The following is a 26141-nucleotide window of genomic DNA, read 5'->3' as shown; positions in this document are numbered from 1 at the left end:
CATGACCACCAGTCAGGCGGCGCCCACCGCCGTCAAGATCCTGATAGCCGGCGGCTTCGGCGTCGGCAAGACCACCCTCGTCGGCTCGGTCAGCGAGGTCACCCCGCTGCGCACCGAGGAACTGCTCACCCAGGCCAGCGTCGGCGTCGACGACCTGGCCGGCGTCGCGCAGAAGGACACCACCACCGTGGCCCTGGACTTCGGCCGGATCACGGTCAGTCCGGAGCTCGTCGTCTACCTGTTCGGCACCCCCGGCCAGGAACGCTTCTGGTTCATGTGGAACGACCTGGTCAACGGCGCCCTCGGCGGTGTCGTGATCGCCGACACCCGGCGGCTGGAGACCAGCTTCGCGTCGATCGACTTCTTCGAGAGCCGGGACATCCCGTTCGTCGTCGCGATCAACTGCTTCCACGGCCACAACACCCGCACCCCGGACGAGATCCGCACCGCCCTCGACCTCGATCCGCATGTACCGCTGCTGGTCGGCGACGTGCGCGAGCGGACGTTCGGCCGTGACGTGCTGCTGGCCCTCGTGGACCACCTCATGAGCCTGCCCGTGGCGGCCGGCTGAACCGGGACCGGTTTCCCCGGCCCCTCCCCCTTCTTCCCGCTCTGGAGAGACTTCCCATGGCAACACCCCTGCGCGTCCTGATCCACGGCGGCGGCATCGGCGGGCTGACGCTCGCCACCGCCCTGGCCCGGCGCGGCCACACCGTCGAGGTCGCCGAACTGCGCGACCGGCTCGACGCCCTGGGCGTCGGCATCATCCAGCCGTCCAACGCCCTGCACGTCATGCGTGAGATCGGGGTCCTCGACGCGTGCCTGGAGGCCGGCTTCGAGTGGGAGGTGCTGACCATCGCGGACCCGGCCGGCAACACCCTGGCCGAGATACCGCAGCCCCGCATGGGCGACGCCCCCTCCAACAACGGCATCCCCCGCCCGGCGCTCGCACAGGTCCTGGGCGCGGCGGCCTCGGCGGCCGGCGCGAAGATCCGCTTCGGCTCGACCATCACCGACCTCACCGACGACGGCGAGGGCGTGGACGTCACCCTGTCCGACGGCTCGACCGGCCGCTGGGACCTCGTCGTCGGCTTCGACGGCATCGGCTCGCCGCTGCGCACCCGGCTGTACGGCGACCGCTACGTCCCCGAGTACACCGGCTTCGCCAACTGGCGGGTCACCGTGCCCCGGCAGGAGCAGGTGCGGGGCGTCGTCATGGGCACCGCGGGCCAGGCCGCCAAGGCGCTGCTCACCCCGATCACGGACGAGCTGATGTACCTGGGCACGGTCTTCGCCGAGGCCGCGGAGTTCCGGCCGGACCCGGAGCGGGCGCACGAGCAGCTCAAGGAGCGGCTGGTGATGTTCTCCGGTCCGGTCGCGGAGGCGCTGGACGCGGTCACCGGCCCGGAGAGCGTGGTGTACTCGCGGATCTCGCAGGTGACGGTCGAGGAGCCGTGGCACGTGGGCCGGGTGGTCCTGGCCGGCGACGCCGCGCACGCCAGCACCCCGCACATCGCGCAGGGGGCGGCGATGGCCGTGGAGGACGCGCTGGTGCTGGCGGAGTCGCTGGACGCCGAGGCGGATGTCGCGGCGGCGCTCGACGCGTGGGAGGCCCGGCGCCGGCCGCGCGCCATGTGGGTGCAGGCGATGTCGCGCGCCGTGCTCAAGCAGGAGACCGGCGGCGAGACGACGCCGGAGGAGGACGAGCTGCTGAAGATCGGCATTCCGGGCGCGGCGCACGTCCTGGTGCAGCCCTACTGAGCCGAAGCCACTCGGTGCGCGAGCGCCCCGCCGTCCCGGTGTCCGGGCCGGCGGGGCGTTTTCCGTACGCGGACCGGCCGCGCCGGTACGCGGGTCAGGGCAGGACCGCGATGCCGTCCAGCTCGACCAGGGCCTGTTCGTCCCAGAGGCGGGCGGCCCCGATGACGGCCATCGCCGGGTAGTCGCGCCCGGCCAGCCGGCGCCAGGTCCGGCCCAGTTCCGGGGCGTGGGCGCGGTAGTCGGCGACGTCGGTGGCGTAGACCGTGACCCGGGCCAGGTCCGCCGGGGAGCCGCCGGCCGCGCGCAGGGCGGCGAGGAGGTTGCCGAGGGCGGTGGCGAACTGCTCGGGCAGGGTCTCGCCGACGACGCTGCCGTGCCGGTCCAGGGCGGTCTGCCCGGCCAGGAAGACGAGCCGGCCGCCGGTGGCGGTGACCGCGTGCGAGAAGCCGGCGGCGGGCGAGAGTTCGTGCGGGTTGATGCGGTGGATGGGACTCATGCGGTCGGCTCCCGGTTCGCGTACAGCTCCTTGGCGATGATGGTGCGCTGGACCTCGCTGGCGCCCTCGTAGATGCGCGGGGCGCGGACCTCCCGGTAGAGGTGTTCGAGCAGATGGCCGCGGCGCAGGGCCCGCGCGCCGTGCAGCTGGACGGCGGTGTCCACGACGTACTGCGCGGTCTCGGTGGCGTACAGCTTCGCCATGGCGGCCCGGCGCGGCACCCCGGGCTCCCCGGCGTCGTGGGCGGCGGCGGCCGCGTAGACCAGCAGCCGGGCGGCCTCGGTGCGGGTGGCCATCTCGGCGACCTGGTGGGAGACGGCCTGGAGCCCGGCGAGCGGCCCGCCGAAGGCGGTACGGGTGGCGGTGTGCTCCACGGTGGCGTCCAAGGCGGCCCGTGCCATGCCGAGCGCGAAGGCGCCGACGCTGGGCCGGAAGAGGTTGAGGGTGTCCATGGCCACCCCGAAGCCCCGGTCCGGCTCGCCCAGCACGTCGTCGGGGGTGACCCGGACGCCGTCGAAGACCAGCGCCCCGATGGGGTGCGGGGAGAGCATCTCCAGCGGGGTCCCGGTCAGGCCGGGGCGGTCGGCGGGGACCAGGAACGCGGTGACGCCGCGGGCGCGGGCGCCCGGTGTGGTGCGGGCGAAGACCGTGTAGAAGTCGGCCTCCGGCGCGTTGGAGATCCAGCACTTCTCGCCGGTCAGCCGCCAGCCGCCGGAGTCCGGGGCGGCGTCGAGCGCCAGGGCGGCGGCGTCGGAGCCGGCGCCCGGCTCGCTGAGCGCGAACGCGGCGACGGCGCGGCCGGCCCGGACCTCGGGGAGCCACCGCTCGCGCTGGGCCGCGGTGCCCGCCCGGAGCACCGGGAAGCCGCCGAGGCCCTGGAGTGCGAGGGCGGTCTCGGCCTCCGTACAGCCTCGGGCGAGCGATTCGCGCAGCAGGCACAGGTCGAGGGCGCCCGAGCCGAACAGCCGGTCGAGCAGGCCCAGCTCGCCGAGGGCGGTGAGCAGCGGGCGGTTGACGTGCCCCGGCCGGCCGCGCGCGGCGAGCGGGGCCAGCCGGTCACGGGCCAGGGTGCGCAGCTCCTCGCACCAGGCGGTCTGTGCCGGATCGAGCGAGAATGCCGTCATACCGGCGCCTCTCTGGTCGAATCGATTGCCTGAGCATCTTTATCGCGGACCGTTGACTACCGTCACTCAAACGATACGCTCCAGGAGCGAGCAGGGGGCTACAAGGGGGCGATCCTTCATGGACCCGAGAACCTCAGCGCACATCGACGGCTTCGCCGGGGAGCATCTGCCACCCGCGGAGCAGTGGCCGGAGCTGCTCTTCGACCTGCCCGAGCTGCACTACCCGGACCGGCTCAACTGCGCCGCCGAACTCCTGGACCGCACGGCCGACCGCCTGGGCCCCGACCGCCCCGCCTTCCGCACGCCGGACGGCGGGGTGCTGAGCTACGGGGAGCTGCGGGACCTCGTGGACCGGATCGCCCACGTCCTCACCGAGGACCTGGGGGTGGTCCCCGGCAACCGGGTCATGCTGCGCGGCCCCACCACCCCCCGGCTGGCCGCCTGCTGGCTGGCGGTCCTGAAGGCGGGCGCGGTCGCCGTCACCGTACTGGCGCAGCAGCGGGCCGCCGAGCTGGCCACCATCTGCTCCCTCGCCCGGATCAGCCACGCCCTGTGCGACGCGCGGTCGGTCGACGACCTGGCGCGGGCCCGGGTGCCGGGGCTGCGAATCACGGCGTACGGGGGTGAGGGGCCGGACGACCTGCTGCGGCTGGCCGCCGGCCGGCCGGGCCCCTTCCCGGCGGTGGACACCGCCTGCGACGACGTGGCGCTGATCGCCTTCACCTCGGGCACCACCGGGCGGCCCAAGGGCTGTATGCATCTGCACCGCGATGTGCTGGCGATCGCCGACACGTTCGCGCGGCACATCCTGCGGCCGGGGCCCGACGACGTGTTCGCGGGCAGTCCGCCGCTCGGGTTCACCTTCGGGCTCGGCGGGCTGGTGGTCTTCCCGCTGCGGGTGGGCGCGTCGGCGCTACTCCTCGAACAGGCCGGGCCCAAGCAGTTGCTGCCCGCGCTGGCGGAGCACCGCGTCTCCGTGCTGTTCACCGCGCCGACCGCGTACCGGCTGATGCTCGACCACCTCGACGGGCACGACCTGTCCGCGCTGCGGCGGTGCGTCTCGGCGGGCGAGAACCTGCCCGAGGCGACCTGGCGCGCCTGGCACGAGCGGACCGGGCTGCGGATCATCAACGGCATCGGCGCCACCGAACTGCTGCACATCTTCGTCTCCGCCGCCGACGACGCCATCCGCCCCGGCACCACGGGCGTCCCGGTCCCCGGCTGGCAGGCGCGCGTGGTGGACGCCGAAGGGGCGCCGGTGCCGGACGGCGAGCCGGGGCTGCTGGCCGTGCGCGGCCCGGTCGGCTGCCGCTACCTGGCGGACGAACGACAGCGGGAGTACGTACGGCACGGCTGGAACATCACCGGTGACACCTATGTGCGCGACCCGGACGGCTACTTCCGCTATGTCGCCCGCGCCGACGACATGATCATCTCCTCCGGGTACAACATCGCCGGCCCCGAGGTGGAGGAGGCCCTGCTGCGCCATCCCGAGGTCGCGGAGGCCGCCGTGGTGGGGCAGGCGGACGAGCTGCGCGGGCGGATCGTGGCGGCGTACGTGGTGCGGCGCGAGGGGTCGGCGCTCACGGCGGACGCGCTGCGGACATTCATGCGGGCGGAGCTGGCCCCGCACAAGTGCCCGCGCCGGATCACGTTCCTGCCGGCCCTCCCCCGTACCGCCACCGGGAAACTGCAACGGTTCAGGCTCCGCGCGCAGGAAGCGGGTGCGGAGGAAGCCGGTGCGGAGGAAGCCGGTGCGGACGGGGCCGGTGCGGACGGGGCCGCGCGGGACCGACAATGATCACATGGTCGAACCGCACACCCCCCGTTCACTGATCGTCACGCTCTACGGGGCGTACGGGCGCACCGCCGGTGACGAGCCGATGCCGGTGGCCGGGCTCGTCCGGCTGCTGGGCGCGGTCGGCGTGGACGCGCCCGCCGTACGCTCGGCGGTCTCCCGGCTGAAGCGGCGCGGACTGCTCGTGGCCGCGCGCACGGCGGACGGGGCGGCCGGCTACGCGCTCTCGGCGGACGCCCGCCAGCTCCTGGACGACGGCGACCGGCGCATCTACCGGCACCCGGAGCCGCCCCTCGCGGACGGCTGGGTGCTGGTCGTGTTCTCGGTGCCGGAGGCGGAGCGCCACAAGCGGCATCTGCTGCGCTCGCGGCTGTCCCGGCTGGGGTTCGGCACGGCCGCCCCCGGTGTCTGGATCGCCCCGGCCGGGCTGCGGGACGAGACCCGGCACACCCTGGAGCGCCTGGGGCTCGACCCGTACGTGGACCTGTTCCGGGGCGACCATCTGGGCTTCGCCCCGACCCGCGAGGCGGTGGCCCGCTGGTGGGACCTGGACGCGGTGGCCCGGCTGCACCACGGCTTCCTGGCCCGCCATGAGCCGGTGCTGCGGGCCTGGGAGGCGCGCGGGGACGGGGCGGCGGACCCGGAGGCGGCGTACCGGGACTACCTGACGGCGCTGGACTCCTGGCGCCGGGTGCCGTACGCCGATCCGGGGCTGCCCCCGGAGCTGCTGCCCGCCGACTGGCCGGGCGCCCGCTCGGCCACGGTGTTCCGGCTGCTGCACGAACGGCTGCGGGACGCGGGGGCGCGGTTCGCGCACCGGACGTAGCCGCGCGGGTCAGTCCAGGGTGAGGCGGGGCCCGGGGGCGTCGGTGCGGCCGGTCGGCGGGCGGCGGCTGCCCGCGCGGTACGGCAGGGGCCAGGGCGCGCCCGGTCCGCCGTAGCCCTGTTCGGCCGCCGCGTGGAGCGTCCAGTGCGGGTCGTACAGATGGGGCCGGGCCAGGGCGCAGAGGTCGGCGCGGCCGGCCAGCAGCAGCGAGTTCACGTCGTCCCAGGAGGAGATCGCGCCGACCGCGATCACCGGCACGCACAGGGTGTTGCGGATGCGGTCGGCGTACGGGGTCTGGTAGGAGCGCCCGTACTCGGGCCGTTCGTCGGGGACGACCTGGCCGGTGGAGACGTCGAGGGCGTCGGCCCCGTGCGCGACGAAGGCGCGGGCGATCTCCACGGCGTCCTCGGCGGTGGTGCCGCCCTCGGCCCAGTCGGTGGCGGAGATGCGGACGGTCATCGGCCGGTCGTCGGGCCACTCGGCGCGGACGGCGTCGAAGACCTCCAGCGGGAAGCGGAGCCGGTGGGCGAGCGGTCCGCCGTAGGCGTCGGTGCGCCGGTTGGTGAGCGGCGAGAGGAAGCCGGAGAGCAGATAGCCGTGCGCGCAGTGCAGTTCGAGAAGGTCGAACCCGCAGCGGGCGGCGCGCCGGGCGGCGGCGGCGAACTGCTCGCGGACCTCGTCGAGCCCGGCCCGGTCCAGGGCGTGCGGAACCTGGCTGACGCCGGGGGTGTACGGGAGCGGGGAGGCGGCGGCGACCGGCCAGTTGCCGTGGTCGAGGGGCTGGTCGATGCCCTCCCACATGAGCTTGGTGGAGCCCTTGCGGCCGGAGTGCCCGAGCTGGACGCCGAGGGCGGTGCCGGGGGACGCGTGGTGCACGAAGCCGGTGATCCGGGACCAGGCGGCGGCCTGCTCGTCGGTGTAGAGGCCGGTGCAGCCGGGGGTGATGCGGCCCTCGGCGCTGACGCAGACCATCTCCGTCATAACGAGTCCGGCGCCGCCGAGCGCCCTGGCGCCGAGGTGGACGAGGTGGAAGTCGCCGGGGACGCCGTCCTCGGCCACGTACATGTCCATCGGCGAGACGACGACGCGGTTGCGCAGCTCCAGGCCGCGCAACCGCAGCGGGGTGAACATCGGCGGGGTGCCGGGCGGGCAGCCGTACTCCTCCTCCGCTCCGGCCGTGAACGCGGCGTCGCGCAGCCGCAGGTTGTCGTGGGTGACGCGACGGCTGCGGGTGAGGAGGTTGAACGCGAACTGGCGGGGCGGCTGGTCCACGTACGTGCCCAGTTCCTCGAACCAGCGCAGGCTGGCCGCCGCCGCGCGCTGCGTCGATTCGACGACGGGCCGGCGCTCGCTCTCGTACGCGGCGAGCGCGGCCGGCAGCGAGGGGTGCTCCTCGACGCAGGCGGCGAGCGCGAGGGCGTCCTCCACGGCGAGCTTGGTGCCGGAGCCGATCGAGAAGTGCGCGGTGTGCGCGGCGTCGCCGATCAGGACGGTGGGGCCGTGCGACCAGTGGGCGTTGACAACGGTGCGGAAGGTGAGCCAGCCGGAGTTGTTGGAGCGCAGCGGGCGGTGGCCGAGGGCGTCGGCGAAGATCCCGGCGCACGCGCGGATCGACGCGGCCGGGTCGGGCACGTCGAAGCCGGCCGCCCGCCAGACCTCCTCGCGCATCTCGACGATGACGGTGGAGGCGTGCCGCGAGAACGGGTAGGCGTGGAGCTGCATCACGCCGTACGGGGTCTCGGCGATCTCGAAGCGGAAGGCGTCCAGGGCGAAGTCGGCGGCGAGCCAGATGTAGCGGCAGCGGTGTGCGGTGATCCGGGGGCGGAAGACGTCCGCGTGGGCTTGGCGGGTGGCGCTGTGCACCCCGTCGGCGGCGACGACCAGGTCGTGGGTGGCGGCGAGTTCGGCGGCGGGCGGGGCGGGGGTGCGGAAGCGGAGGTCCACGCCGAGCCCGGCGCAGCGCTCGTACAGGATCTCCAGGAGCCGGCGGCGGCCGAGCGCGGCGAAGCCGTGGCCGCCGGAGGTCTGGGTGTGGCCCCGGTGCACGATGTCGATGCCGTCCCAGCGGACGAACTCGTTCCGCAGCGCGCGGTGGACGACCGGGTCGGCCTGTTCGATGCCGCCGAGGGTCTCGTCGGAGAGGACGACGCCGAAGCCGAAGGTGTCGTCGGGGGCGTTGCGTTCCCAGAGGGTGATCCGGCGGTCCGGGCGGAGGCGTTTGAGCAGCGCGGCGGCGTAGAGGCCGCCGGGGCCGCCGCCGATGACCGCGATCCGCTGCGGGCCGGTCATTTTCCGCGCCAGGCGGGCGGCCGCTTCCCGGTGAACGCGGCGTGGAACTCGGTGTAGTCCTCGCCGTGCATGAGGAGGGCCTGGGTGGCGGCGTCCATCTCGACGGCGGCGGCCAGCGGCATGTCCAGCTCGGCGGTGAGCAGCGCCTTGGTCTGGGCGAGGGCGAGCGAGGGCCCGTCCGCGAGGCGGCGGGCGAGCGCGCCGGCCGCCTCGTCGGCGCGGCCCTCGTCGGTGAGCTCGCTGATGAGGCCGATCCGTTCGGCCTCGGGGGCGCGGACGGGTTCGCCGAGCATCAGGAGGCGGGTGGCGTGGCCGAGGCCGACGACGCGGGGCAGCAGATAGGCGGCGCCCATGTCGCCGCCGGAGAGCCCGACGCGGGTGAACAGGAAGGCGAACCGGGCGGTGGGGTCGGCGACGCGGAAGTCGGCGGCCAGGGCGAGGACGGCGCCGGCCCCGGCGGCCACCCCGTGCACCGCGGCGACGACGGGGAACGGGCACTCGCGCAGCGCGCGTACCACCTGGCCGGTCATCCGGTTGAAGTCCAGCAGTTCGGCGGTGTCCATCGCGAGGGTGGCGCCGATGATCTCGTCGACGTCGCCGCCGGAGCAGAAGCCGCGCCCCTCCCCAGCCAGCACCAGGGCCCGGACCGCGCGTTCCCGCGCCAGCTCGGCCAGCAGGTCGCGCAGGTCGGCGTAGGCGCCGAAGGTGAGCGCGTTGAGCTTCTCGGGGCGGGCGAGGGTGACGGTGGCGACGCCGTCCGCCTCGGTGACCCGCAGATGGCGCCAGTGCCGCGTACGTGGTGCGGAGCCGGTGAACGGACTCATGGCGGGGTGTCCCCTTCGGCCGTCGCTGCTTCCCGGCCTCGAATTTATCACCGTTGCGTGACTTCCGTCACGAGTACGCGATATCGGCAGCGCCGGTCCGGTCCCTTGTGCCGGTCCCGTGACGAACGTCCCCTTCGTACCGGGCGGCGAGCTCTTGTCCGGGACGCCGGGCTTCGTAAGGTGGGGAGCACAAAGTCTTGAGCGCGGAAACGTCTGAGCCCAGGACCCGCGCTCACCCGAACGGAAACCCCTCGTGCCGCCCGACGGACCGCCACCCCCCTCCTGGCGCATCTCCCTGCCGCATTCCACGGCCGCCGTGCCGATCGCCCGTGCGCTGATCCGCTCGGTGCTGACGGACATCGACGCACCGGCCGACAGCGACACCGCCGAACTGCTGACCGCCGAGCTGGTCGCCAACGCGGTGGAGCACACACCCGGCGAGGAGCCCATAGAGCTGGTGGTGGAGCTGCTGCCGGTCGGCTGCCAGGTGGAGGTGCACGACGCAGACCCGGCCCCGCCCGGTGATCTGTCCCGCCCGGAGCCGGAGGACGTGCCGGACCCGTGGCAGGAGCACGGCCGGGGGCTGCTGCTGATCCGCACGCTCAGCTCGTCGTGCGGCCACCGGCCGACGGAGCGCGGCAAGGCGGTGTGGTTCCGCCTGCCGCCCGTGGCGTCCTAGAACGCGCCCCGGAGGTCCGGGGTCACGCGCCGGCCATGGTCGCCACCAGGACGGCCTTGATCGTGTGCATGCGGTTCTCCGCCTCGTCGAAGACGACGGAGTGCGCGGACTCGAACACCTCGTCGCTGACCTCCAGCTCGCTCAGCCCGTGCCGCTCGTGGATCTCGCGCCCGACCCCGGTGCCGAGGTCGTGGAACGCGGGCAGGCAGTGCATGAACTTCACCCCGGCGTTGCCGGTGGCCCGCAGTACGTCCATGGTGACGGAGTACGGCGAGAGGGCGGCGATGCGGCTGTCCCAGACCTCCTTGGGCTCGCCCATGGAGACCCAGACGTCGGTGGCGACGAAGTCCGCGCCCCGCACGCCCGCGGCCACGTCCTCCGTGAGGGTGACCCGCGCCCCGGACCCCTCGGCGAGCGCGCGGGCCTCGGCGACGACCGTCTCGGCGGGCCAGAACGCCTTGGGCGCGACGATGCGCACGTCCATGCCGAGCAGGGCGCCGGTGATCAGGTAGGAGTTGCCCATGTTGAAGCGGGCGTCGCCGAGGTAGGCGAAGGCGATCTCCGTCAGCGGCTTGTCGCTGTGCTCGGTCATCGTCAGCACGTCGGCGAGCATCTGGGTGGGGTGCCAGTCGTCGGTGAGGCCGTTGAACACCGGCACTCCGGCGTACGCGGCCAGCTCCTCCACGACCGCCTGGCTGTCGCCCCGGTACTCGATCCCGTCGAACATCCGGCCGAGGACGCGCGCGGTGTCCTTGACGGACTCCTTGTGCCCCATCTGCGATCCCGAGGGGTCGAGGTACGTGGTCGTGGCGCCCTGGTCGGCCGCGGCGACCTCGAACGCGCACCGGGTGCGGGTGGACGTCTTCTCGAAGATCAGCGCGATGTTCCGGCCGGTCAGCCGCCGCGTCTCCGTCCCCGCCTTCTTGGCGGCCTTCAGCTCGGCGGCCAGATCGAGCAGACCGCGGAACTCCGCGGCCGTGAAGTCCAGCTCCTTGAGGAAGTGGCGGCCTGCGAGTTCTATGGCCATGGTGACTGCTCCTGGGTCGGGCTGCGGACGCATACGGTAACTCTGGAACTGTATACGACGCAATGCATCGCTATACAGAGACGTCTCGCGGTACGGACGGCGCGCAGCCGGTCACACGGGGTCCCGGACCACCGGGCAGCTCATGCAGCGCGGACCGCCCCGCCCCCGGCCCAGCTCGCTGCCGAGGATCTCTATGACCTCGATGCCCTCCCGGCGCAAATGCGTGTTGGTGGTGGAGTTGCGCTCGTAGGCGACGACGACGCCCGGCTCGACGGCCAGCACATTGCAGCCGTCGTCCCACTGCTCCCGCTCCGCCGCGTGCACGTCCTGGGTGGCGGTCAGCACCCGGATCGAGTCCAGCCCGAGCGCGTGGGCGATGGCGGTGTGCATCTGCTCGGGCGGATGGTCGGTGACCTTGAGGTCGCGCGGCCCGTCGCCGGGCTCGATGGTGTACGAGCGGAGCATGCCGAGGCCCGCGTACTTGGTGAAGGCGTCCCCGTCGACCATGGTCATCACGGTGTCCAGATGCATGAACGCCCGCCGCTTGGGCATGTCGAGCGCCACGATGGTCCGGGCCGAACCCGCGTCGAACAGGCCGCGGGCCAGCATCTCCACGGCCTGCGGGGTGGTGCGCTCGCTCATCCCGATGAGCACGGCGCCGTTGCCGATGACGAGGACGTCGCCGCCCTCGATGGTGGACGGGTAGTCGTCCTGCCCCTGGGACCAGTGGTGGAAGGCGCCCGCCTCCGGCCCGGTGAACAGCGGGTGGTGACGGTAGATCGCCTCGAAGTGGACCGTCTCGCGCTGCCGGGCCGGCCAGCGCATCGCGTTGATGGACACCCCGTCGTAGATCCACGCCGAGGTGTCGCGCGTGAAGAGGTGGTTGGGCAGCGGCCCGAGCAGGAAGTCGTCCAGGTCCATGACGTGGAAGCGCACCGAGACCGGCTCCCGGTGGCGCTCCAGGAACTCCCGCTTGGTCATGCCGCCTACCAGCGCCCCGCACAGGTCGGCCGCGGGCAACTCCTCGAAGGCGGCCCGCAGATGCTCGGTGGCGAGCGGACCGTACTCCTTCTCGTCGAAGACCCGGTCCAGCACGAGCCGCCGGGCGACCGGGATCTCCAGCGCCTCGCGGAGCAGATCGCCGAAGAGATGCACCTCGACGCCCCGGTCGCGCAGCACGTCCGCGAAGCCGTCGTGCTCCTGGCGGGCCCGGCGCACCCAGAGCACGTCGTCGAAGAGCAGTGTGTCCTTGTTGGTCGGCGTGAGCCGTTTCAGTTCCAGATCGGGGCGGTGCAGGATGACGCGGCGCAGCCGCCCGGCCTCGGAGTCGACATGGAATCCCATGCCCTCATCCTCACCGCGCGGCGCGCCGTTCACCCGGCGAATCGCCCGCCTGTTCGCCCGGAGTGTGCCTCCCCGACGCTCAGAGCCGGGGGTCGACCGGCTCCGACTCCAGGGCCAGGACGGCGAACACCGCCTCGTGGACCCGCCACAGCGGCTCCCCGGCCGCGAGCCGGTCCAGGGCCTCCAGGCCGAGGGCGTACTCGCGCAGGGCCAGCGAGCGCTTGTGGCCGAGGAAGCGGCCGCGCAGCCGGTCCAGGTTGTCCGGGCGGGTGTACTCGGGACCGTAGATGATCCGCAGGTACTCCCTGCCGCGCACCTTGATGCCGGGCTGCACCAGCCGCCGCTTGCCGTCCCGGACGAGCGCGTCCAGCGGCTTGACGACCATGCCCTCGCCGCCCCGGCCGGTCATCTCCAGCCACCAGTCGACGCCGGCGCGCACCGACGCCTCGTCGCCGGTGTCCACGACGAGCCGCCGGGTGACCTGGAGCAGCCCGGTGGGGTCGTGCTCCACCAGCCGGTCCAGCCAGGCCAGCTGCCGGTCGTGCGGTACGGCGGCCAGCGAGCGGCCCTGCACGGCGAGGACCTGGAACGGTGCCAGGCGCACCCCGTCCAGCCCCTCGGTGTCCCAGCAGTAGCGCCGGTACGCCTCGGTGAACGCGGCGGCGTCCGCGGCCCGTTCCCGCTGCCGGTCGGCGAGCGCGCCCACGTCGATGCCGCGCGCGGCGGCCGCGGCGAGCGCCCCGGTGGCGGCCGGGAACACCGCGCCGGAGGCGGCGCCCACCGCCGCGTACTGCGAGCGCAGCAGGCCGCGTGCCTTGAGGGACCAGGGCATCAGCTCGGCGTCGAGCAGCACCCAGTCGGTGCCCCATTCCTCCCACAGCCCGGCCGCGGTGACGGCCGCGCGCAGCCGTCCGAGAACGGCTTCGGTGAGCGCGGAGTCGTCCAGGAAGGGGCGGCCGGTACGGGTGTAGAGCGCTCCGGTGGGACCGGCCGCGCCCTCCGCGCCGCCGGTGCCGAAGCGTGCGCGGGCCGCTTCGGCGTCCTTGCAGACGAGGGCCACGGCGCGCGAGCCCATGTGCTTCTCCTCGCACACCACCCGGGTCACGCCCGCCGCCCGGTACTCGCCGAACGCCTCGGCCGGGTGCTCCAGGTAGCCGTCCTCGCCCGAGGTGGCGGTGGGCGCCATGGTCGGCGGCAGGTACGGCAGCAGCCGGGGGTCGACCGCGAACCGGCTCATGACCTCCAGGGCTGCGGCCGCGTTCTCCTCGCGGACGGCGAGGCGGCCCATCTGCCCGGTCTCCACGATGCGGTGGCCCCGGACGTCGTCGAGGTCCAGCGGCCGGCCCTCCCGGCCGCCCGGCGCCTCGGGCTCCAGCGGCTTCACCGGCTCGTACCAGACCCGCTCCGCCGGTACGTCGACCAGTTCGCGCTCCGGCCAGCGCAGCGCGGTCATCTTCCCGCCGAAGACGGCACCGGTGTCCAGGCAGATGGTGTTGTTGATCCAGGAGGTGTTGGGCACCGGGGTGTGGCCGTAGACCACGGCGGCGCGGCCCCGGTAGTCCTCCGCCCACGGGTAGCGCACGGGCAGCCCGAACTCGTCGGTCTCGCCGGTCGTCTCCCCGTACAGCGCGTGCGAGCGGACCCGGCCGGAGGTGCGGCCGTGGTACTTCTCGGGCAGCCCGGCGTGGCAGACGACGAGCCGGCCGCCGTCCAGCACGTAGTGGCTGACGAGCCCGTCGATGAACTCCGCGACCCGCCCGCGGAACGCCGGGTCCCTCTCGTCCTCCCGCTCCAGCTGCTCGACGGTCTCGGCGAGGCCGTGGGTGAGCTGGACCTTGCGGCCCTTGAGGTAGCGGCCGAGCTTGTTCTCGTGGTTGCCGGGCACGCACAGCGCGTTCCCGTCCGCCACCATCGCCATCACGCGGCGCAGCACGCCGGGGCTGTCGGGGCCGCGGTCCACGAGGTCGCCGACGAAGACCGCGGTGCGGCCGTCGGGGTGGGCGCCGTCCACGTAGCCGAGCTTGCCGAGCAGGGTGTCCAGTTCGGCGGCGCAGCCGTGGATGTCGCCGATGACGTCGAACGGTCCGGTGAGGTGGCGCAGGTCGTTGTAGCGGCGCTCCAGCACCACTTCGGCGCGCTCGGCCTCCTCCTCGGTGCGCAGGATGTGCACCTTGCGGAAGCCCTCGCGCTCCAGACCGCGCAGGGAGCGGCGCAGCTCGCGGCGGTGGCGCTGGATGACGTGGCGGGGCATGTCGGCGCGGTCCGGGCGGGCCGCGTTGCGGGCGAGGCAGACCTCTTCGGGGAGGTCCAGGACGATGGCGATGGGCAGCACGTCGTGCTCCCGCGCCACCTCGACGAGCAGGCGCCGGGCCTCGGGCTGCACATTGGTGGCGTCCACGACGGTGAGCCGGCCGGCGGCCAGCCGCTTGCCCGCGATGTAGTGCAGGACGTCGAAGGCGTCCTTGCTGGCGCTCTGGTCGTTCTCGTCGTCGGCGACCAGGCCCCGGCAGAAGTCCGACGAGATGACCTCGGTCGGCTTGAAGTGGCGCCGGGCGAAGGTGGACTTGCCCGACCCGCTGGCGCCGACGAGCACGACGAGCGAGAGGTCGGTGACGGGCAGGAGGCGGGGTGCGCGGGGGTCGGCGGGGTGCGTGGACGGGATGGTGTCGTCGGTCCTGGTCATGCGGCTTTCGCCTCCTTCTCGGTCTCGGTGGTGGCGGCGATCGTGAAGACCGCCATCTGGGTGGGCGGGCCGACCTCGGGGTCGTCGGGGCCCACGGGCACGAACTCGACGCCGTAGCCGTGCCGTGCGGCCACCGTTCCGGCCCAGGCGCGGAATTCGGTCCGGGTCCACTCGAAGCGGTGGTCGCTGTGGCGGGTGTGCCCGGCGGGCAGACTCTCCCAGCGCACGTTGTACTCGACGTTGGGCGTGGTCACGAGCACGGTGCGGGGACGCGCGGAGCCGAACACGGCGAACTCCAGGGCGGGCAGCCGCTCCGGGTCCAGGTGTTCGACGACCTCGCTCAGCACCGCCGCGTCGTACCCCTTGAGCCGCTTGTCGGTGTACGTGAGCGAGCCCTGCCGCAGGGTCACCCGGGCGGCCTGCCGCTCCCCCATCCGGTCCAGCTTCAGCCGGCGCGAGGCGATGGTCAGGGCGCGCATCGACACGTCGAGGCCGACGATCTCGGTGAACCGGACGTCCTTGAGCAGCGCCTGCACCAACTGGCCCTGTCCGCAGCCCAGGTCCAGGACCCGGCTCGCCCCGGCGGCGGTGAGCGCGGCGAGGATCGCCTCGCGCCGCCGCACGGCCAGCGGAACCGGCCGCTCCTCGGTGTCCGATGCCTCGTCCACGGCGTTGTCGACGCTTTCGACGTCCAGGTCGTCCGATTCGGCGAGCCGCACCAGTTCCAGCCGCTCCATGGCCTGCCGGGTCAGTCCCCAGCGCCGGGCCAGGTAGCGGCTGGTGATCAGCTTCTGCTCGGGGTGCTCGGCCAGCCAGCCGTCACCGGCGCGCAGCAGCTTGTCCACCTCGTCCGGCGCCACCCAGTAGTGCTTGGCGTCGTCGAGCACCGGCAGCAGTACGTACAGCTGGCGCAGTGCGTCGGCGAGCCGCAACTCGCCCTCCAGCACCAGCCGTACGTACCGCGAGTCGCCCCACTCCGGAAACTTCTCGTCGAGCGGTACGGCGACCGCCTCCACCCGCGTCCATCCGAGCGGACCGAAGAGCTTGCGCACCAGCTCGGCACCACCACGGGCCGGCAGGGCGGGCACTTCGATCCGCAGCTCCATGGGGGCCGCCGCCCGCTCGGGCATCGCCTTGCAGGCACCGCTCAGCGCGGACTTGAAGACGGTGCTCAGCGCGACGGACAGCAGCGAGGAGGCCGCGTAGGGGCGGTCGTTGACGTACTGCGCGAGCGCCGCGTCGGGCGCGCCGCCCCGGCCCTTGCCCTTCCCCTTGCGCACCAGCGCGACGGGATCGACCTCCAGCAGCAGGGCCGCCGTGCACCGCTGCGCGGACGCCTCGGGATAGAAGACGTGCGCGGTGCCGTGGGAGGTGGAGAACGTCTGCGACCGGTCGGGATGCTTGTGCAGCAGGAAGCCGAGATCGGTGGCGGGACGTTCCGGGGTGCCGGTTGTACTGATCGTCAGGAACACGTGTTTGAGTATGATCCGCTCGCTCCCCTCCCTCCAGGCAATTTCACCCCCCTCGCCGGTCTCCGCCCCCGAGCACCGCCGCAAGACCGGCGATGGTGTCCGGGCCCACCCGGCAGCAGCCGCCGATGAGGCGGGCGCCCGACCGCCGCCAGGTGTCGGCCAGGGCGGGGGCGAACGTGGGCGGGCCGGACCAGGCTCCGGCAGAGGCGTCCCAGCGCTCGCCGCTGTTCGGGTAGACGACGACCGGCTTGCCCGCCACCTCCGCCGCCGCCCGCACCGCGTCCTCCGCCTCGGCGGGGTCGCAGCAGTTCACCCCGGCCGCGATCACCTGCTCGTTGCCCCGGACCAGGGCGAACGCCTCGTCCAGCGGCTGCCCGGCCCGCGTCCTGCCGCCGGCCACGGTGTAGGACAGCCACACCGGCAGCCCGCACTCCGCCGCCACCCGCAGCAGCGCCCGCGCCTCGTCCACGTCCGGCACGGTCTCCAGCGCCAGGACGTCCGGCCCGGCGGCGGCCAGCGCCTCGATCCGGGGGCGGTGGAAGCGCTCCAGCTCCCGGACCGTGAGCCCGTACCGGCCCCGGTACTCGGAGCCGTCCGCCCGCACCGCCCCGTACGGGCCGACCGAGGCCGCCACCCAGACGTCCCGGTCCACCGCACCGGCCGCCCGCCGGGCCAGCTCCACGCTGCGGGCGAAGAGGCCGGCCGCCTCCTCCCGCCCGGTCCCGCGCCGCGCGAACCCCTCGAAGCTCGCCTGGTAGCCGGCGGTGATGAGCACCTGGGCGCCCGCCCGCACATACGCCGTGTGGGCGGCCACGATCTGCTCGGGACCGTCCGCGAGCAGCCGCGCGGACCACAGCTCCCCGGACAGGTCGCAGCCCTGCGCCTCCAGCTGGTTGGACAGCCCGCCGTCCAGCAGCACCACGCCCCCGGCCAGCGCCTCCGCGAGCGGCCGGGACGGACCTCCGGGGCCGGGCGCCCTCACCGCTCGCCCCTCAGACCAGCTGGGACTGGACCTGGGACGCGATCAGCTCCAGGTGGTCCAGGTCGTCGAGGTCCAGCACCTGAAGGTAGACGCGGGACGCGCCGATCTCCGCGTACCGGCCGATCTTGTCCACCACCTCGGCGGGCGAGCCGGCCAGCCCGTTCGCCTTCAGCTCGGGCACCTCGCGGCCGATCGCGGCGGCCCGGCGCGCGACCTCCGCGTCGTCCCGGCCGACGCAGACGACCAGCGCGTTGGAGTACACCAGGTCGTCGGGCGCGCGGCCCGCCGCCTCGGCCGCCTCCCGGACCCTGCCGAACTGCTTCTCGCTGTCCTCCAGAGAGGCGAACGGGATGTTGAACTCGTCGGCGTACTGGGCGGCCAGGCGCGGGGTGCGCTTCGCGCCGTGCCCGCCGATGAGCACGGGCACCTTCGACTGGGCCGGCTTCGGCAGCGCCGGCGAGTCCGTCAGCTGGTAGTACGTGCCGTCGTAGCTGAACGTCTTGCCGACCTCGGTCGCCCACAGGCCCGTGACGATCGCGAGCTGCTCCTCCAGGCGGCCGAACTTCTCCTTCGGGAAGGGGATGCCGTACGCCTTGTGCTCCTCCTCGAACCAGCCCGCGCCCAGGCCCAGCTCGACGCGCCCGCCGGACATCCGGTCGACCTGCGCCACCTGGATGGCGAGGACGCCGGGGAGCCGGAACGTGCCCGCGGTCATCAGCGTGCCGAGGCGGATGCGCTTGGTCTCGCGGGCCAGACCGGCCAGGGTGATCCACGCGTCCGTGGGGCCGGGCAGGCCGTCCCCCTGTCCCATGCGCAGGTAGTGGTCGGAGCGGTAGAAGGCGTCGAAGCCGAGGTCCTCGGTGGCCTTGGCGACGGTGAGAAGGGTGTCGTAGCTGGCGCCCTGCTGGGGCTCGGTGAAGATGCGAAGATCCATGTCCCCATCCTGCACCCGCGCACCCCGCCGGTCACTGGATGCCGGTCACCGGGCTCACCGCGTCGTGCGGCGCGCCGTGCGGGCCGTCGCGCTCCCGGCCGCGCCCGGGCTCCCCGCGCTCCCGCGCGTCGAGCAGCCGGAGCATGCCCCGGACCCGGTCCGTCGACTCGTCGGCGGCGTCGATCGCCTCCATGCACTGCCAGTACAGGCTCTGCTCATCGGTCTCGCACGCCACCCCGACCAGGGCCATGCCGACCTCCCCCAGCAGCACGCTCAGCCCCGTCAGGGCCGCGCGGGGATCGGCGATCCCGGTCAGCCGCGCCGCGCGGGCCACCCCGGCACGGGCCGCCGGATGGTCCAGCGCGCCACTGCTCCGGCCGCCGATCTCGCTGAGGGCACACGCCTCCCCCCGTAAGTCCTGCGGTCCGCTCGCCGCCAGCCGGCTGCCGACCGCCTGGGCCAGCGCCTGGGCCTGCCAGGCCTCGGCGATGATGTCCGGCGTGCCCCGGCTCTGTGCCAGCGCCTGCCTGATGACCGATACCAACCGCTCCGCTTCCATCGACTGCCCCCGTTCGACGTGGAAACCCGCTCACCATTCCATTACCCAGAGTGAGGTAGGTGGCACCAAAAGGCCAGAGGATTTCGGAAATCTGTGGACACTCAATCGAGTGTGGACAACTTCGTCACTCCGAAGAGTGACGGTGTGATCCGTCCGTTGATTCCTCGTCCGGTTCCGGAACGGGAAAGCGGGTCTCGTTCCGTTCGATCTTGGCCGCCAGCGCCGCCAGGACGTCGATGCCCAGCACCTCGCAGAACTGGAGCAGATACGCCAGCACGTCCGCGACCTCGTCGGCCACCCTGGGCGCCGTCGCCGGGTCCTCCATGACCCGCGCCGACTGCTCGGGCGTCAGCCACTGGAAGATCTCGACGAGTTCGGCGGCCTCCACGCTCAGCGCCGAGGCCAGGTTCTTCGGGGTGTGGTACGGCCCCCAGTCGCGGGCGGCCGCGAAGTCGGCCAGCCGGCGCTGGAGGGTCCGTACATCGAGTTCGTCCACCGCGCCCTACGCCCCCGGCACCCCGGCCGCCGTGACGCCCTCGACCTCCATGCCCACGGGCGACAGCAGGAAGACGTTGCGGTCCACCCGGTGCATCCCGCTGCCGAGGCCGAAGACGACACCGCTGGTGAAGTCCAGGATGCGCTTGGCGACATCGTTCTCCGCGCCGGTCAGGTCGAGCAGCACCGGCACCTGGGCCACCAGGTACTCGGCGACCTCGCGGGCGTCGGCGAACACCTGGACCCGCAGCACCACCATGCGCCGCTGCTCGGCGGCCTCCGGCTCGTCCCGGACGGAGCGGTGGTCCACCCGCGACGGCCACTCGTTGCGGCTGCGCAGCGGTACGACCTGGGCCAGCCCCTCCCACTGCTCGTCCGTGACGTCGTACCTGTCGTACCTGCTCACCGGACCACCCCGTCCGCACATCGGTCGGCGTCGTGCCGGCTGTGCTCACTGTTCATCGGGCGATTGTCCCCTCCCTCACCCGTTCGGCCTACGAGCGACACGGCTCAGGTGTCGATCGAACCGGCCGGAATGACCTCCGCCGGGTCCGTGACCGCGATGGGGCGGTGGGGCGCGGCGACGGTGTCCAGCGGGGTGAAGCGGATCGGCAGGTGCACCAGCGCGCGGTGGAACGGTCCGGGCCGCCAGAGCAGTTCGCCGGCCGGTACGGCCAGTTCGGCGTCGCACAGCAGGCTGGTGAGCTGTTCGATGGCCGTCATCGCGATGAGCAGGGCCGGCTGCCGGGCGGGGCAGCGGTGCGGACCGGCCGACCAGGCGAGGTGGGCGCTGCTCCCGGACCGTACCCCGTCGTCGGAGGCGGGCGGGGCGGACTGGGCGTTGGCGGCGGCGTACGAGACGAGGACGAGCTGTCCGGCGCGCAGCCGTACGCCGTGGAACTCGGTGTCATGGCGCGGGTAGTGGGCGGCCAGGTTGGCGAGCGGCGGGTCGCGCCAGAGCACCTCGTTGATCGCCTCGTGGGCGGTCATCGCGCCGCCGTGCAGGGAGCCCGCGTACCGCTCGTCGGTGAGCATGTGGAGGATGGAGTTGCCGATGAGGTTGGTCATCGGGTCGTTGCCCGCGCTCATCACCAGGGTGATCTGGCGCACCGTCTCGTCGTTGTCGAGCCCGGCCGGGTGGGCGAGGAAGTACGAGGTGAGGTCGCGGCGCGGCCGGGCGCGGCGGTCGGCGACGAGGCGGGTGACGACGTCCACGAGGTCGGCGTACGCGGCGGCTGCGTCGGCGGCGGAGTTCATCATTCCGGCGATGCCGTCGACGATGCGCTCGCCGTCCTCGGGGTCGGCGCCGAACCAGGTGACGAAGATGTGCATGGGGAGGCGGCGGGCGTACTGGGCGATGAGGTCGCCGCTGCCGGTGGCGGCGAACCGGCCGATGAGCTGGCGGGCGACGCGGGCCACCTCGGCGCGCAGGATGTGGGGTTCGATCAGCGCCAGGCTGTCGTTGATGGCCTGCCGGTAGCGGGCGTGCACGGCGCCGTCGCTGAACAGGGCGGTGGGGCGGTGGCCGAGCACGGGCAGCACCGGCGAGTCCGGCGGGACGGTCGCCTGCCAGGCGCGCGGGTCCTTGCTGAAGGTGTGGGTGTCGCGCAGCAGGTCGACGGCGGCCTGGTAGTCCGTGACCAGCATCGCGTCGATGTCGGGGGCGATGCGTACCGGTGCGAGCGGGCCGTGCTCGCGCAGGGCGCGGTAGTGCGCCCGCGGGTCGGCCGCGAAGGCGGGGCCGAACAGCGCGAGGGGCTGCGGCGGCGGTGCGTACGTGGTCATGAGGCGTCCTCGGGCTGCGGCATGCGGGTCAGCACGTGCTCGGCGAGTGCGATCAGGGCGTCGATGCTGCCCCGGCGTTCGCGGGCGTCGCACTGGACCAGCGGGGTGGCGTCGTCCAGGTCGAGGTGCTTGCGCAGGACCTCGTCGCTGTGGGCGGGCGCGTCGGGGAAACGATTCACCGCGACCGCGTACGGCAGTCCCTGCTCCTCCACCATGTCCATCACGGCGAAGGAGTCGGCGAGCCGCCGGGTGTCCACGAGGACGAGCGCGCCGAGCGCGCCCCGGGCGATGTCCTCCCACAGCGGCAGGAAGCGTTCCTGGCCGGGCGTGCCGAACATGTAGAGGACGAGGTCGTCGGGGACGGTGAGGCGGCCGAAGTCGATGGCGACCGTGGTGGTGGTCTTCCCCGGCAGTCCGGCGGTGGAGTCCACGCGGGTGCTGGACTGGGTCATCGCCTCCTCGGTGTGGAGGGTGGCGATCTCCGAGAGGGTACGGATCAGGGTCGTCTTGCCCACGCCGAAGGGACCCGTGACGACGAGTTTCATCAGGGTCCTGGCGGCGGCCGGCAGATAGCCGACGCCGGTCCGGTCAGGGGAGGGAGCGGAGTCCATCGAGCAACCTCTCGACGAGCGACCTGTCGATCTGCCCGGCACTGGGTATCGGCGGTCGGGTGAGCAGAAGTCCGGTGGCCGCGAGGTCCGTGGCCAGGAAGACGGTGGCGCTGACCGGCAGGTCCAGGTGGGCCGCGCACTCGACGACGGTGAGTGCGCCCGGTTCCAGCAGCTCGCACAGTCTGCGGGCCTGGGTTCCGGCGTCGTCGGGCACGGGCGCGTCGGTTCGTACGAGTACGGCGAGCCGGTCGAGCGCGGGGCCGGCGGGGCGGGACCGGCCGCCGGTGACCAGATAGGCGGGAATCAGTCGGCGTGCTGGGCCGGGGGTCATGGCCGCGCGGCGGTGTCCGATTGGCGGTTGGGCGCGTGCATCGCCCGGGTGAGCGCGGTGACCTGGACCTGCATCTGGTAGGCGATGTCGCCGAGCTTGGCGCCGGGCTCCGCGAAGAGCGCGAGCGTGGTGTTGCGTCCGGCCGGTACGACGATGGCGAAGCCGAGGTCCGATTCGACGACGGTCTGGGCCAGTTGCGGGGCCTCGACGTCGGTGAACGCGGTCGTGAAGGCGCGGGCGGCGGCGTGCAGGGTGGCCGTCATCGCGGCGACCCGTTCGCCGGAGGCCCGGTCGAGGCCGGGTGAGGCGCCTTCGACGAGTCCGTCACCGGTGGCGACCACGGCGTGCTGGACTCCGGGCAGCTCCAGCAGCGGGGTCAGCACCCATGCGAGGTCGCCTGATGTGGGGCTGGGGGCGCTCACTTCTCGTCGTCTCCTTGGTCGTCCTGGTGGTCACGGGCGCCGGTGTCCGGTGCGGCGGGCCGCCCGGTGACGCTCCTGCCGTTGAGGGTGCCCTGCTGGAGGGCCGCCCAGGAAGCCCCGGCCGCTTCCGGTGTACGGGGCATCTGTCCGGTGGCCGGTTCGGCGGCCCGCGCCCCGGCCGGGGCGGCGGGGGTGCGGCGCGGTGCGCGGCGCCGCCGGCTGGGCAGTCCGGTGGGGTCCTCGGCGCCGTCGGACCCGGATTCCGCACCGGGCGCGGCGGCGGGGGCGGGCCGGTCCGCGGCGGCGGACACGGGCGCGGGGGCGAGGGCGGAGAGGTCGCGGTCCTCGTCCAGCACGGTCAGCAGATGGGCGGGGACGCGCAGGATCGTGCGCATGCCGCCGAACGGGGACGCCTCGATGTGGCAGTCGAAGCCGTACTGGACGACGAGCCGGCCGACGACCGCGAACCCGGTCTGCGGCGGGTCGCCCAGTTCGGTCAGCAGCACCTCGGCGGGGCCGGCGAGCAGGGCGCGGGCCCGCTCCAGCGCGTCCTCGTCCATGCCGATGCCGGCGTCGTCCACCACCAGGAACGCGCCGCGGCCGGCGCTCTGCTGGATGGTGACCTGCACATCCGTGTCGGGGTGGGAGTACGCGGTGGCGTTGGCGAGCAGTTCGGCGAGGGCGATGGCGAGGGGTTCGGCGGCCCGTGCGGCGAGCGCGAGGCGTTCGTCGCGCAGATGGTTGGAGACCTTGATCCGCTCGTAGCCGGCGACGCGCGACTGGGCGCCGAGGACGATTTCGACGAGCGGCGAGTTCTGCCGGGCGAGGCCGGGCCAGGCGTCGCAGAGCACCGCGGTGGACTGGGTGCGGCGCAGGGCGAGTTCGTTGCGGAAGTCCAGCTGGAGGATGCGCGGGTCGTCGTACTCGTGCTGGAGTTCGTGGAGCAGTTGCTGGGACTGGTTGAGCAGGGACTGGATCTTGGCGGAGGTGCCGCGCATCGCGGCGCGGGCCGCCGCGTCCACGCGCCCGCGCTCCTCCAGGACCGCGGTCCGGGCGGCCTGGACGGCCTCGGTGAGCAGGAGGGCGGCGCCGCCGTCCACCTCGGCCGCCTCGCGCAGTCCGGGGACCGTGGCGCTGGGGTGCGAGAGGGCGAGGGCCGCGGCGGGTATGCGCTTGCGCGCGAGCTGCCGGATCTCGTCCAGGAGGGCGGCGGTGCGGGCCTCGGCGGCCTTGGCCTGGCGGTCGGCGAGTTCGGCGCGGGTGACGGCCTGCTGCTCGGCGAGGCCGGCCCGGTAGGCGCGCGAGTAGGCCACCCCCGCGACGACGAAGGCGATCACCGTGACGATCCATGCCATGCCGTTACCGCGTCTCTCTCGTCGGGGCGGTCCGCCGGCGCGCGCGGCGCGGGACCGCGCGGTCAGCCCGCTCTGCCTGCCGTCTCACTGGCCTGCTCCACTTCCTGTGCGACCGTCGCGACGTCGGTGATCACCTGGACCACGCTGGGCCGCTGCGAACCGTCGAGCTGCCGGTACTCGCTGCCGATGGTCACCACGAGCCGTTCGGGCAGGCCGAGTGCGGGGTGGCGGCCCTCGGCGATGACCCTGCGGGCCGCGTCGATGGCGGGCACGCCCGCGGCGTGGAAGGTGTGGGCGCGCTCCTGCACGTATTCGAGGTAGGCGATGTGCTCGCGGACGCCGGCCCGGTCGATCACGGGTCCGTGGCCGGGGACGACGGTCTCGGCGCCGGTGGCCAGGACCTGTTCGCAGGCCGCGATCACGTTGCTCAGCGGGCCCTCCCAGTGGCACGGGTGGTCGCCGGGCTGCTCCGGGGACGAGGAGAAGATGATGTCGCCGCTGAACACGGTGGACTGGACCGGCAGATGGACCATCAGGTCGCCGGTGGTGTGCGCGGGTGCCAGCGAGGTGATCTGTACGGGGTAGTCGCCCAGGGTCAGTTCGAGTTCGCCGGTGAAGTACGTGGTCGGCTTGACGGGTTCGGTCTGCGACCAGTCGAACGGGCCGAAGTGCCGTGCGAGGTAGGACCCGAGCGGGGTGGCCGGATCGCCGCCGCTGACCAGGGCGTGCTGCTGCTGCGGCGTGGGCTCGTAGTGGATGTGCTCCCTGGCCTCGCGCGTCACGATGATCTCGGCGTCCGGGAGCACGCCCGCGCCCCAGAAGTGGTCGCCGTTGGCGTGCGTGACGATGACCCGGTCGATGGAGACGCCCTCGGGCAGCCGCTTGCCGGACTCGGCGAGGAACTGCCCGGCGAGTGCCGGGTCGTACGGGGTGTCGATCCACAGCGCGCCGCGGGGCGAGACGAGCAGGCCGCAGTTGGCCAGCCCCCAGCCACGCTTCGGCGGGAGCCAGGCGTACAGGCCCCTGCCAAGGTCAACGACATCCCCACCCGTGATCGACATGGACGCGATTATGCCGACCACTTTCCGGTCGCGCGTTCGAACCTGGCCATAAAGGCACGCCATTGGCTGAAAAGTTACCTTGACGCGTCGCACCGGCGAGCGGGCCGTCACCGTACGAGAGCACGCCGACCCGTCACCGTACGGAATCTTCCGGGGTGAAGCGGTGGAAACAGCGCATGGCGGGCCGCGTCCGCCTTCGGTGCGCGACGGGGCACCGTCAAACCGGATGGGACCGATTACCCACTGAGCATGGCCGAAAACAGACCCTTCGAACTCACGTTTCGGACACCTCGGCGAGGCCGGGCGGCTCAGACGGCGACGACCGTGACTCCGGCCTCCGTGAGACGGGCGGACGCCTCGGGGTCGATGCCCCGGTCCGTGACGAGGAAGTCCACCAGCGAGAGGTCGCAGACGCGGGCGAAGGCGCGCCTGCCGATCTTCGAGGAGTCGGCGGCGACCACCACGCGCTGGGCCTGCCGGGCGAGCAGCCGGTTCACGCCGGCCTCGCCCTCGTGGTGCACGTACGCGCCGCGACCGGTGTCGATCGCGTTGACGCCGAGCACGGCCACGTCCAGCGTGATCTCGCCCAGCACCCCGGCGGCCAGCGGGCCGGTCAGCTCGTACGACTGGGGCCGGGCGACCCCGCCGGTCACCACCAGCTTGAACTGCGGCCGGATCGCCAGCTCGTTGGCGATGTTGAGCGCGTTCGTCACCACGGTGAGCGCCGGCTGCCCCGCCCGGCCGTCGTCCGCCAGGTCGGGGCGGACGGCCAGCGAGCGGGCCACCTCGGTGACGGTGGTGCCGCCGGTGAGGCCGACGACCTCACCGGGCGCGACCAGGTCGGCGACGGCACGGCCGATCGCCTGCTTCTCGGGGGCGTTGCGCCCCGCCTTGTGCCGGAGCGCCAGTTCGTAGCTGACGCCGTGGGCGACCGCGCCGCCCCGCGTACGGGTGAGGAGCTGCTGCTCGGCGAGCTGGTCCAGATCCCGGCGGATGGTGGCGGCCGAGACGTCCAGCGCCTTCGCCGCGTCCTCGACGTCCACCCGGCCGTGCCGGCCCACGAGTTCCAGCAGTGCGCTCCACCGGGCGTCCCTGGACATGTCGGTTCTCCTCACGTCCGGGGGCGGGGTCGCCGATTCCTCTCGGGCGCGCCCACGGACAGCCGCAAGCGTCGCACAGCGCTCGCACCGGTGCGGCCGTCCGCCGACCCGAATGCTTGATAATGCTCGTTCGGCGCGAGTAACGTGCACAATCGAGCATCCCCTCACCAGTACGGAGCGCAG

25 protein-coding genes are annotated in these 26141 nt (G+C 73.3%); 5 read left to right on the top strand and 20 right to left on the bottom strand.

All coding sequences use genetic code 11. From position 1 onward, the window contains the following. Position 1: 1 nt before the first annotated feature. Positions 2 to 571 (top strand): GTP-binding protein, encoded by a 570-nt coding sequence (locus tag OG710_RS24015; protein ID WP_330241144.1) that lies wholly within the window; start codon positions 2 to 4, stop codon positions 569 to 571. 56 nt (positions 572 to 627) lie between these two features. After that, positions 628 to 1761: an FAD-dependent monooxygenase gene (locus OG710_RS24010; RefSeq protein WP_330241143.1), complete on the top strand. Its 1134-nt coding sequence runs from the start codon at positions 628 to 630 to the stop codon at positions 1759 to 1761. Between the two features lie 94 nt (positions 1762 to 1855). On the opposite strand, the gene OG710_RS24005 is transcribed toward OG710_RS24010, so the two are convergent. Both OG710_RS24005 and OG710_RS24000 read right to left on the bottom strand, forming a co-directional pair. Next, positions 1856 to 2257, bottom strand: coding sequence for a RidA family protein (locus OG710_RS24005; protein WP_330241142.1), 402 nt, complete (start codon positions 2255 to 2257; stop codon positions 1856 to 1858). Beyond that, positions 2254 to 3381, bottom strand: a complete 1128-nt coding sequence (locus tag OG710_RS24000; protein ID WP_330241141.1) for an acyl-CoA dehydrogenase family protein — start codon at positions 3379 to 3381, stop codon at positions 2254 to 2256. Before OG710_RS24000 ends, OG710_RS24005 begins: the two co-directional genes overlap by 4 nt. Before the next feature lie 118 nt (positions 3382 to 3499). Here OG710_RS24000 and OG710_RS23995 point away from each other — a divergent pair, with 118 nt between their 5' ends. Both OG710_RS23995 and OG710_RS23990 read left to right on the top strand, forming a co-directional pair. Next, the gene (locus OG710_RS23995) at positions 3500 to 5182 is read left to right on the top strand and encodes an AMP-binding protein (RefSeq protein ID WP_330241140.1); all 1683 of its coding nucleotides are present in this window, start codon (positions 3500 to 3502) and stop codon (positions 5180 to 5182) included. Between the two features lie 4 nt (positions 5183 to 5186). Further along, on the top strand, positions 5187 to 6005 hold the full coding sequence (locus tag OG710_RS23990; RefSeq protein WP_330241139.1) for a PaaX family transcriptional regulator: 819 nt from the start codon (positions 5187 to 5189) through the stop codon (positions 6003 to 6005). Between the two features lie 9 nt (positions 6006 to 6014). Here the strand turns inward: OG710_RS23990 and OG710_RS23985 are convergent, their stop codons facing one another. Then, on the bottom strand, positions 6015 to 8294 hold the full coding sequence (locus OG710_RS23985; RefSeq protein WP_330241138.1) for a bifunctional salicylyl-CoA 5-hydroxylase/oxidoreductase: 2280 nt from the start codon (positions 8292 to 8294) through the stop codon (positions 6015 to 6017). Then, positions 8291 to 9118: an enoyl-CoA hydratase family protein gene (locus tag OG710_RS23980; RefSeq protein ID WP_111338713.1), complete on the bottom strand. Its 828-nt coding sequence runs from the start codon at positions 9116 to 9118 to the stop codon at positions 8291 to 8293. Before OG710_RS23980 ends, OG710_RS23985 begins: the two co-directional genes overlap by 4 nt. A gap of 253 nt (positions 9119 to 9371) precedes the next feature. Between OG710_RS23980 and OG710_RS23975 the strand changes: the two genes are divergently transcribed. Then, a complete protein-coding gene (locus OG710_RS23975; RefSeq protein ID WP_330241137.1) occupies positions 9372 to 9797 on the top strand; it encodes an ATP-binding protein in 426 nt (141 codons plus the stop codon). Positions 9798 to 9819: 22 nt separating this feature from the next. On the opposite strand, the gene argF is transcribed toward OG710_RS23975, so the two are convergent. The 16 genes from argF to OG710_RS23895 form a co-directional block, all read right to left on the bottom strand. After that, complete coding sequence (gene argF, locus OG710_RS23970; protein ID WP_330241136.1) at positions 9820 to 10824, bottom strand: ornithine carbamoyltransferase; 1005 nt, start codon at positions 10822 to 10824, stop codon at positions 9820 to 9822. A 111-nt stretch (positions 10825 to 10935) separates the two neighbouring features. Continuing rightward, complete coding sequence (locus OG710_RS23965) at positions 10936 to 12168, bottom strand: arginine deiminase (protein WP_330241135.1); 1233 nt, start codon at positions 12166 to 12168, stop codon at positions 10936 to 10938. Positions 12169 to 12247: 79 nt separating this feature from the next. Next, positions 12248 to 14851, bottom strand: coding sequence for a polynucleotide kinase-phosphatase (locus tag OG710_RS23960; RefSeq protein ID WP_330241134.1), 2604 nt, complete (start codon positions 14849 to 14851; stop codon positions 12248 to 12250). Next, positions 14848 to 16323 carry a 3' terminal RNA ribose 2'-O-methyltransferase Hen1 gene (locus OG710_RS23955; RefSeq protein ID WP_330241133.1) on the bottom strand — a complete coding sequence of 492 codons (1476 nt, stop codon included), beginning with the start codon at positions 16321 to 16323 and terminating at the stop codon, positions 14848 to 14850. The genes OG710_RS23960 and OG710_RS23955 overlap by 4 nt, the downstream gene beginning before the upstream one ends. Positions 16324 to 16366: 43 nt before the next feature. Beyond that, positions 16367 to 17305: a homocysteine S-methyltransferase gene (mmuM, locus tag OG710_RS23950; RefSeq protein WP_330241132.1), complete on the bottom strand. Its 939-nt coding sequence runs from the start codon at positions 17303 to 17305 to the stop codon at positions 16367 to 16369. A 10-nt stretch (positions 17306 to 17315) separates the two neighbouring features. Continuing rightward, a complete protein-coding gene (locus OG710_RS23945; RefSeq protein ID WP_330241131.1) occupies positions 17316 to 18239 on the bottom strand; it encodes an LLM class F420-dependent oxidoreductase in 924 nt (307 codons plus the stop codon). A gap of 31 nt (positions 18240 to 18270) precedes the next feature. Continuing rightward, on the bottom strand, positions 18271 to 18798 hold the full coding sequence (locus tag OG710_RS23940) for a DUF6099 family protein (protein WP_330241130.1): 528 nt from the start codon (positions 18796 to 18798) through the stop codon (positions 18271 to 18273). A gap of 124 nt (positions 18799 to 18922) precedes the next feature. Next, entirely contained in the window at positions 18923 to 19294 is a 372-nt protein-coding gene (locus OG710_RS23935) for a nucleotide pyrophosphohydrolase (RefSeq protein WP_330241129.1), read from the bottom strand. Between the two features lie 6 nt (positions 19295 to 19300). After that, the gene (locus OG710_RS23930) at positions 19301 to 19720 is read right to left on the bottom strand and encodes a cell division protein SepF (protein ID WP_199563589.1); all 420 of its coding nucleotides are present in this window, start codon (positions 19718 to 19720) and stop codon (positions 19301 to 19303) included. An 83-nt stretch (positions 19721 to 19803) separates the two neighbouring features. Then, a complete protein-coding gene (locus OG710_RS23925; protein WP_330241128.1) occupies positions 19804 to 21078 on the bottom strand; it encodes a cytochrome P450 in 1275 nt (424 codons plus the stop codon). Next, positions 21075 to 21689 carry a GTP-binding protein gene (locus OG710_RS23920; protein WP_111338697.1) on the bottom strand — a complete coding sequence of 205 codons (615 nt, stop codon included), beginning with the start codon at positions 21687 to 21689 and terminating at the stop codon, positions 21075 to 21077. Before OG710_RS23920 ends, OG710_RS23925 begins: the two co-directional genes overlap by 4 nt. Beyond that, positions 21667 to 22020, bottom strand: coding sequence for a DUF742 domain-containing protein (locus OG710_RS23915; RefSeq protein WP_111338696.1), 354 nt, complete (start codon positions 22018 to 22020; stop codon positions 21667 to 21669). The genes OG710_RS23920 and OG710_RS23915 overlap by 23 nt, the downstream gene beginning before the upstream one ends. Next, complete coding sequence (locus OG710_RS23910; protein ID WP_111338695.1) at positions 22017 to 22442, bottom strand: roadblock/LC7 domain-containing protein; 426 nt, start codon at positions 22440 to 22442, stop codon at positions 22017 to 22019. Before OG710_RS23910 ends, OG710_RS23915 begins: the two co-directional genes overlap by 4 nt. Then, positions 22439 to 23797 carry an ATP-binding protein gene (locus tag OG710_RS23905; RefSeq protein WP_330241127.1) on the bottom strand — a complete coding sequence of 453 codons (1359 nt, stop codon included), beginning with the start codon at positions 23795 to 23797 and terminating at the stop codon, positions 22439 to 22441. Before OG710_RS23905 ends, OG710_RS23910 begins: the two co-directional genes overlap by 4 nt. A gap of 62 nt (positions 23798 to 23859) precedes the next feature. Then, complete coding sequence (locus OG710_RS23900; RefSeq protein WP_330241126.1) at positions 23860 to 24858, bottom strand: MBL fold metallo-hydrolase; 999 nt, start codon at positions 24856 to 24858, stop codon at positions 23860 to 23862. Between the two features lie 308 nt (positions 24859 to 25166). Then, a complete protein-coding gene (locus tag OG710_RS23895) occupies positions 25167 to 25958 on the bottom strand; it encodes a DeoR/GlpR family DNA-binding transcription regulator (RefSeq protein WP_330241125.1) in 792 nt (263 codons plus the stop codon). Positions 25959 to 26141 lie beyond the last annotated feature (183 nt).

Source organism: Streptomyces sp. NBC_00525, from assembly GCF_036346595.1.
GTDB lineage: Bacteria > Actinomycetota > Actinomycetes > Streptomycetales > Streptomycetaceae > Streptomyces.
This window is presented reverse-complemented; position numbering and strand designations above follow the sequence as displayed.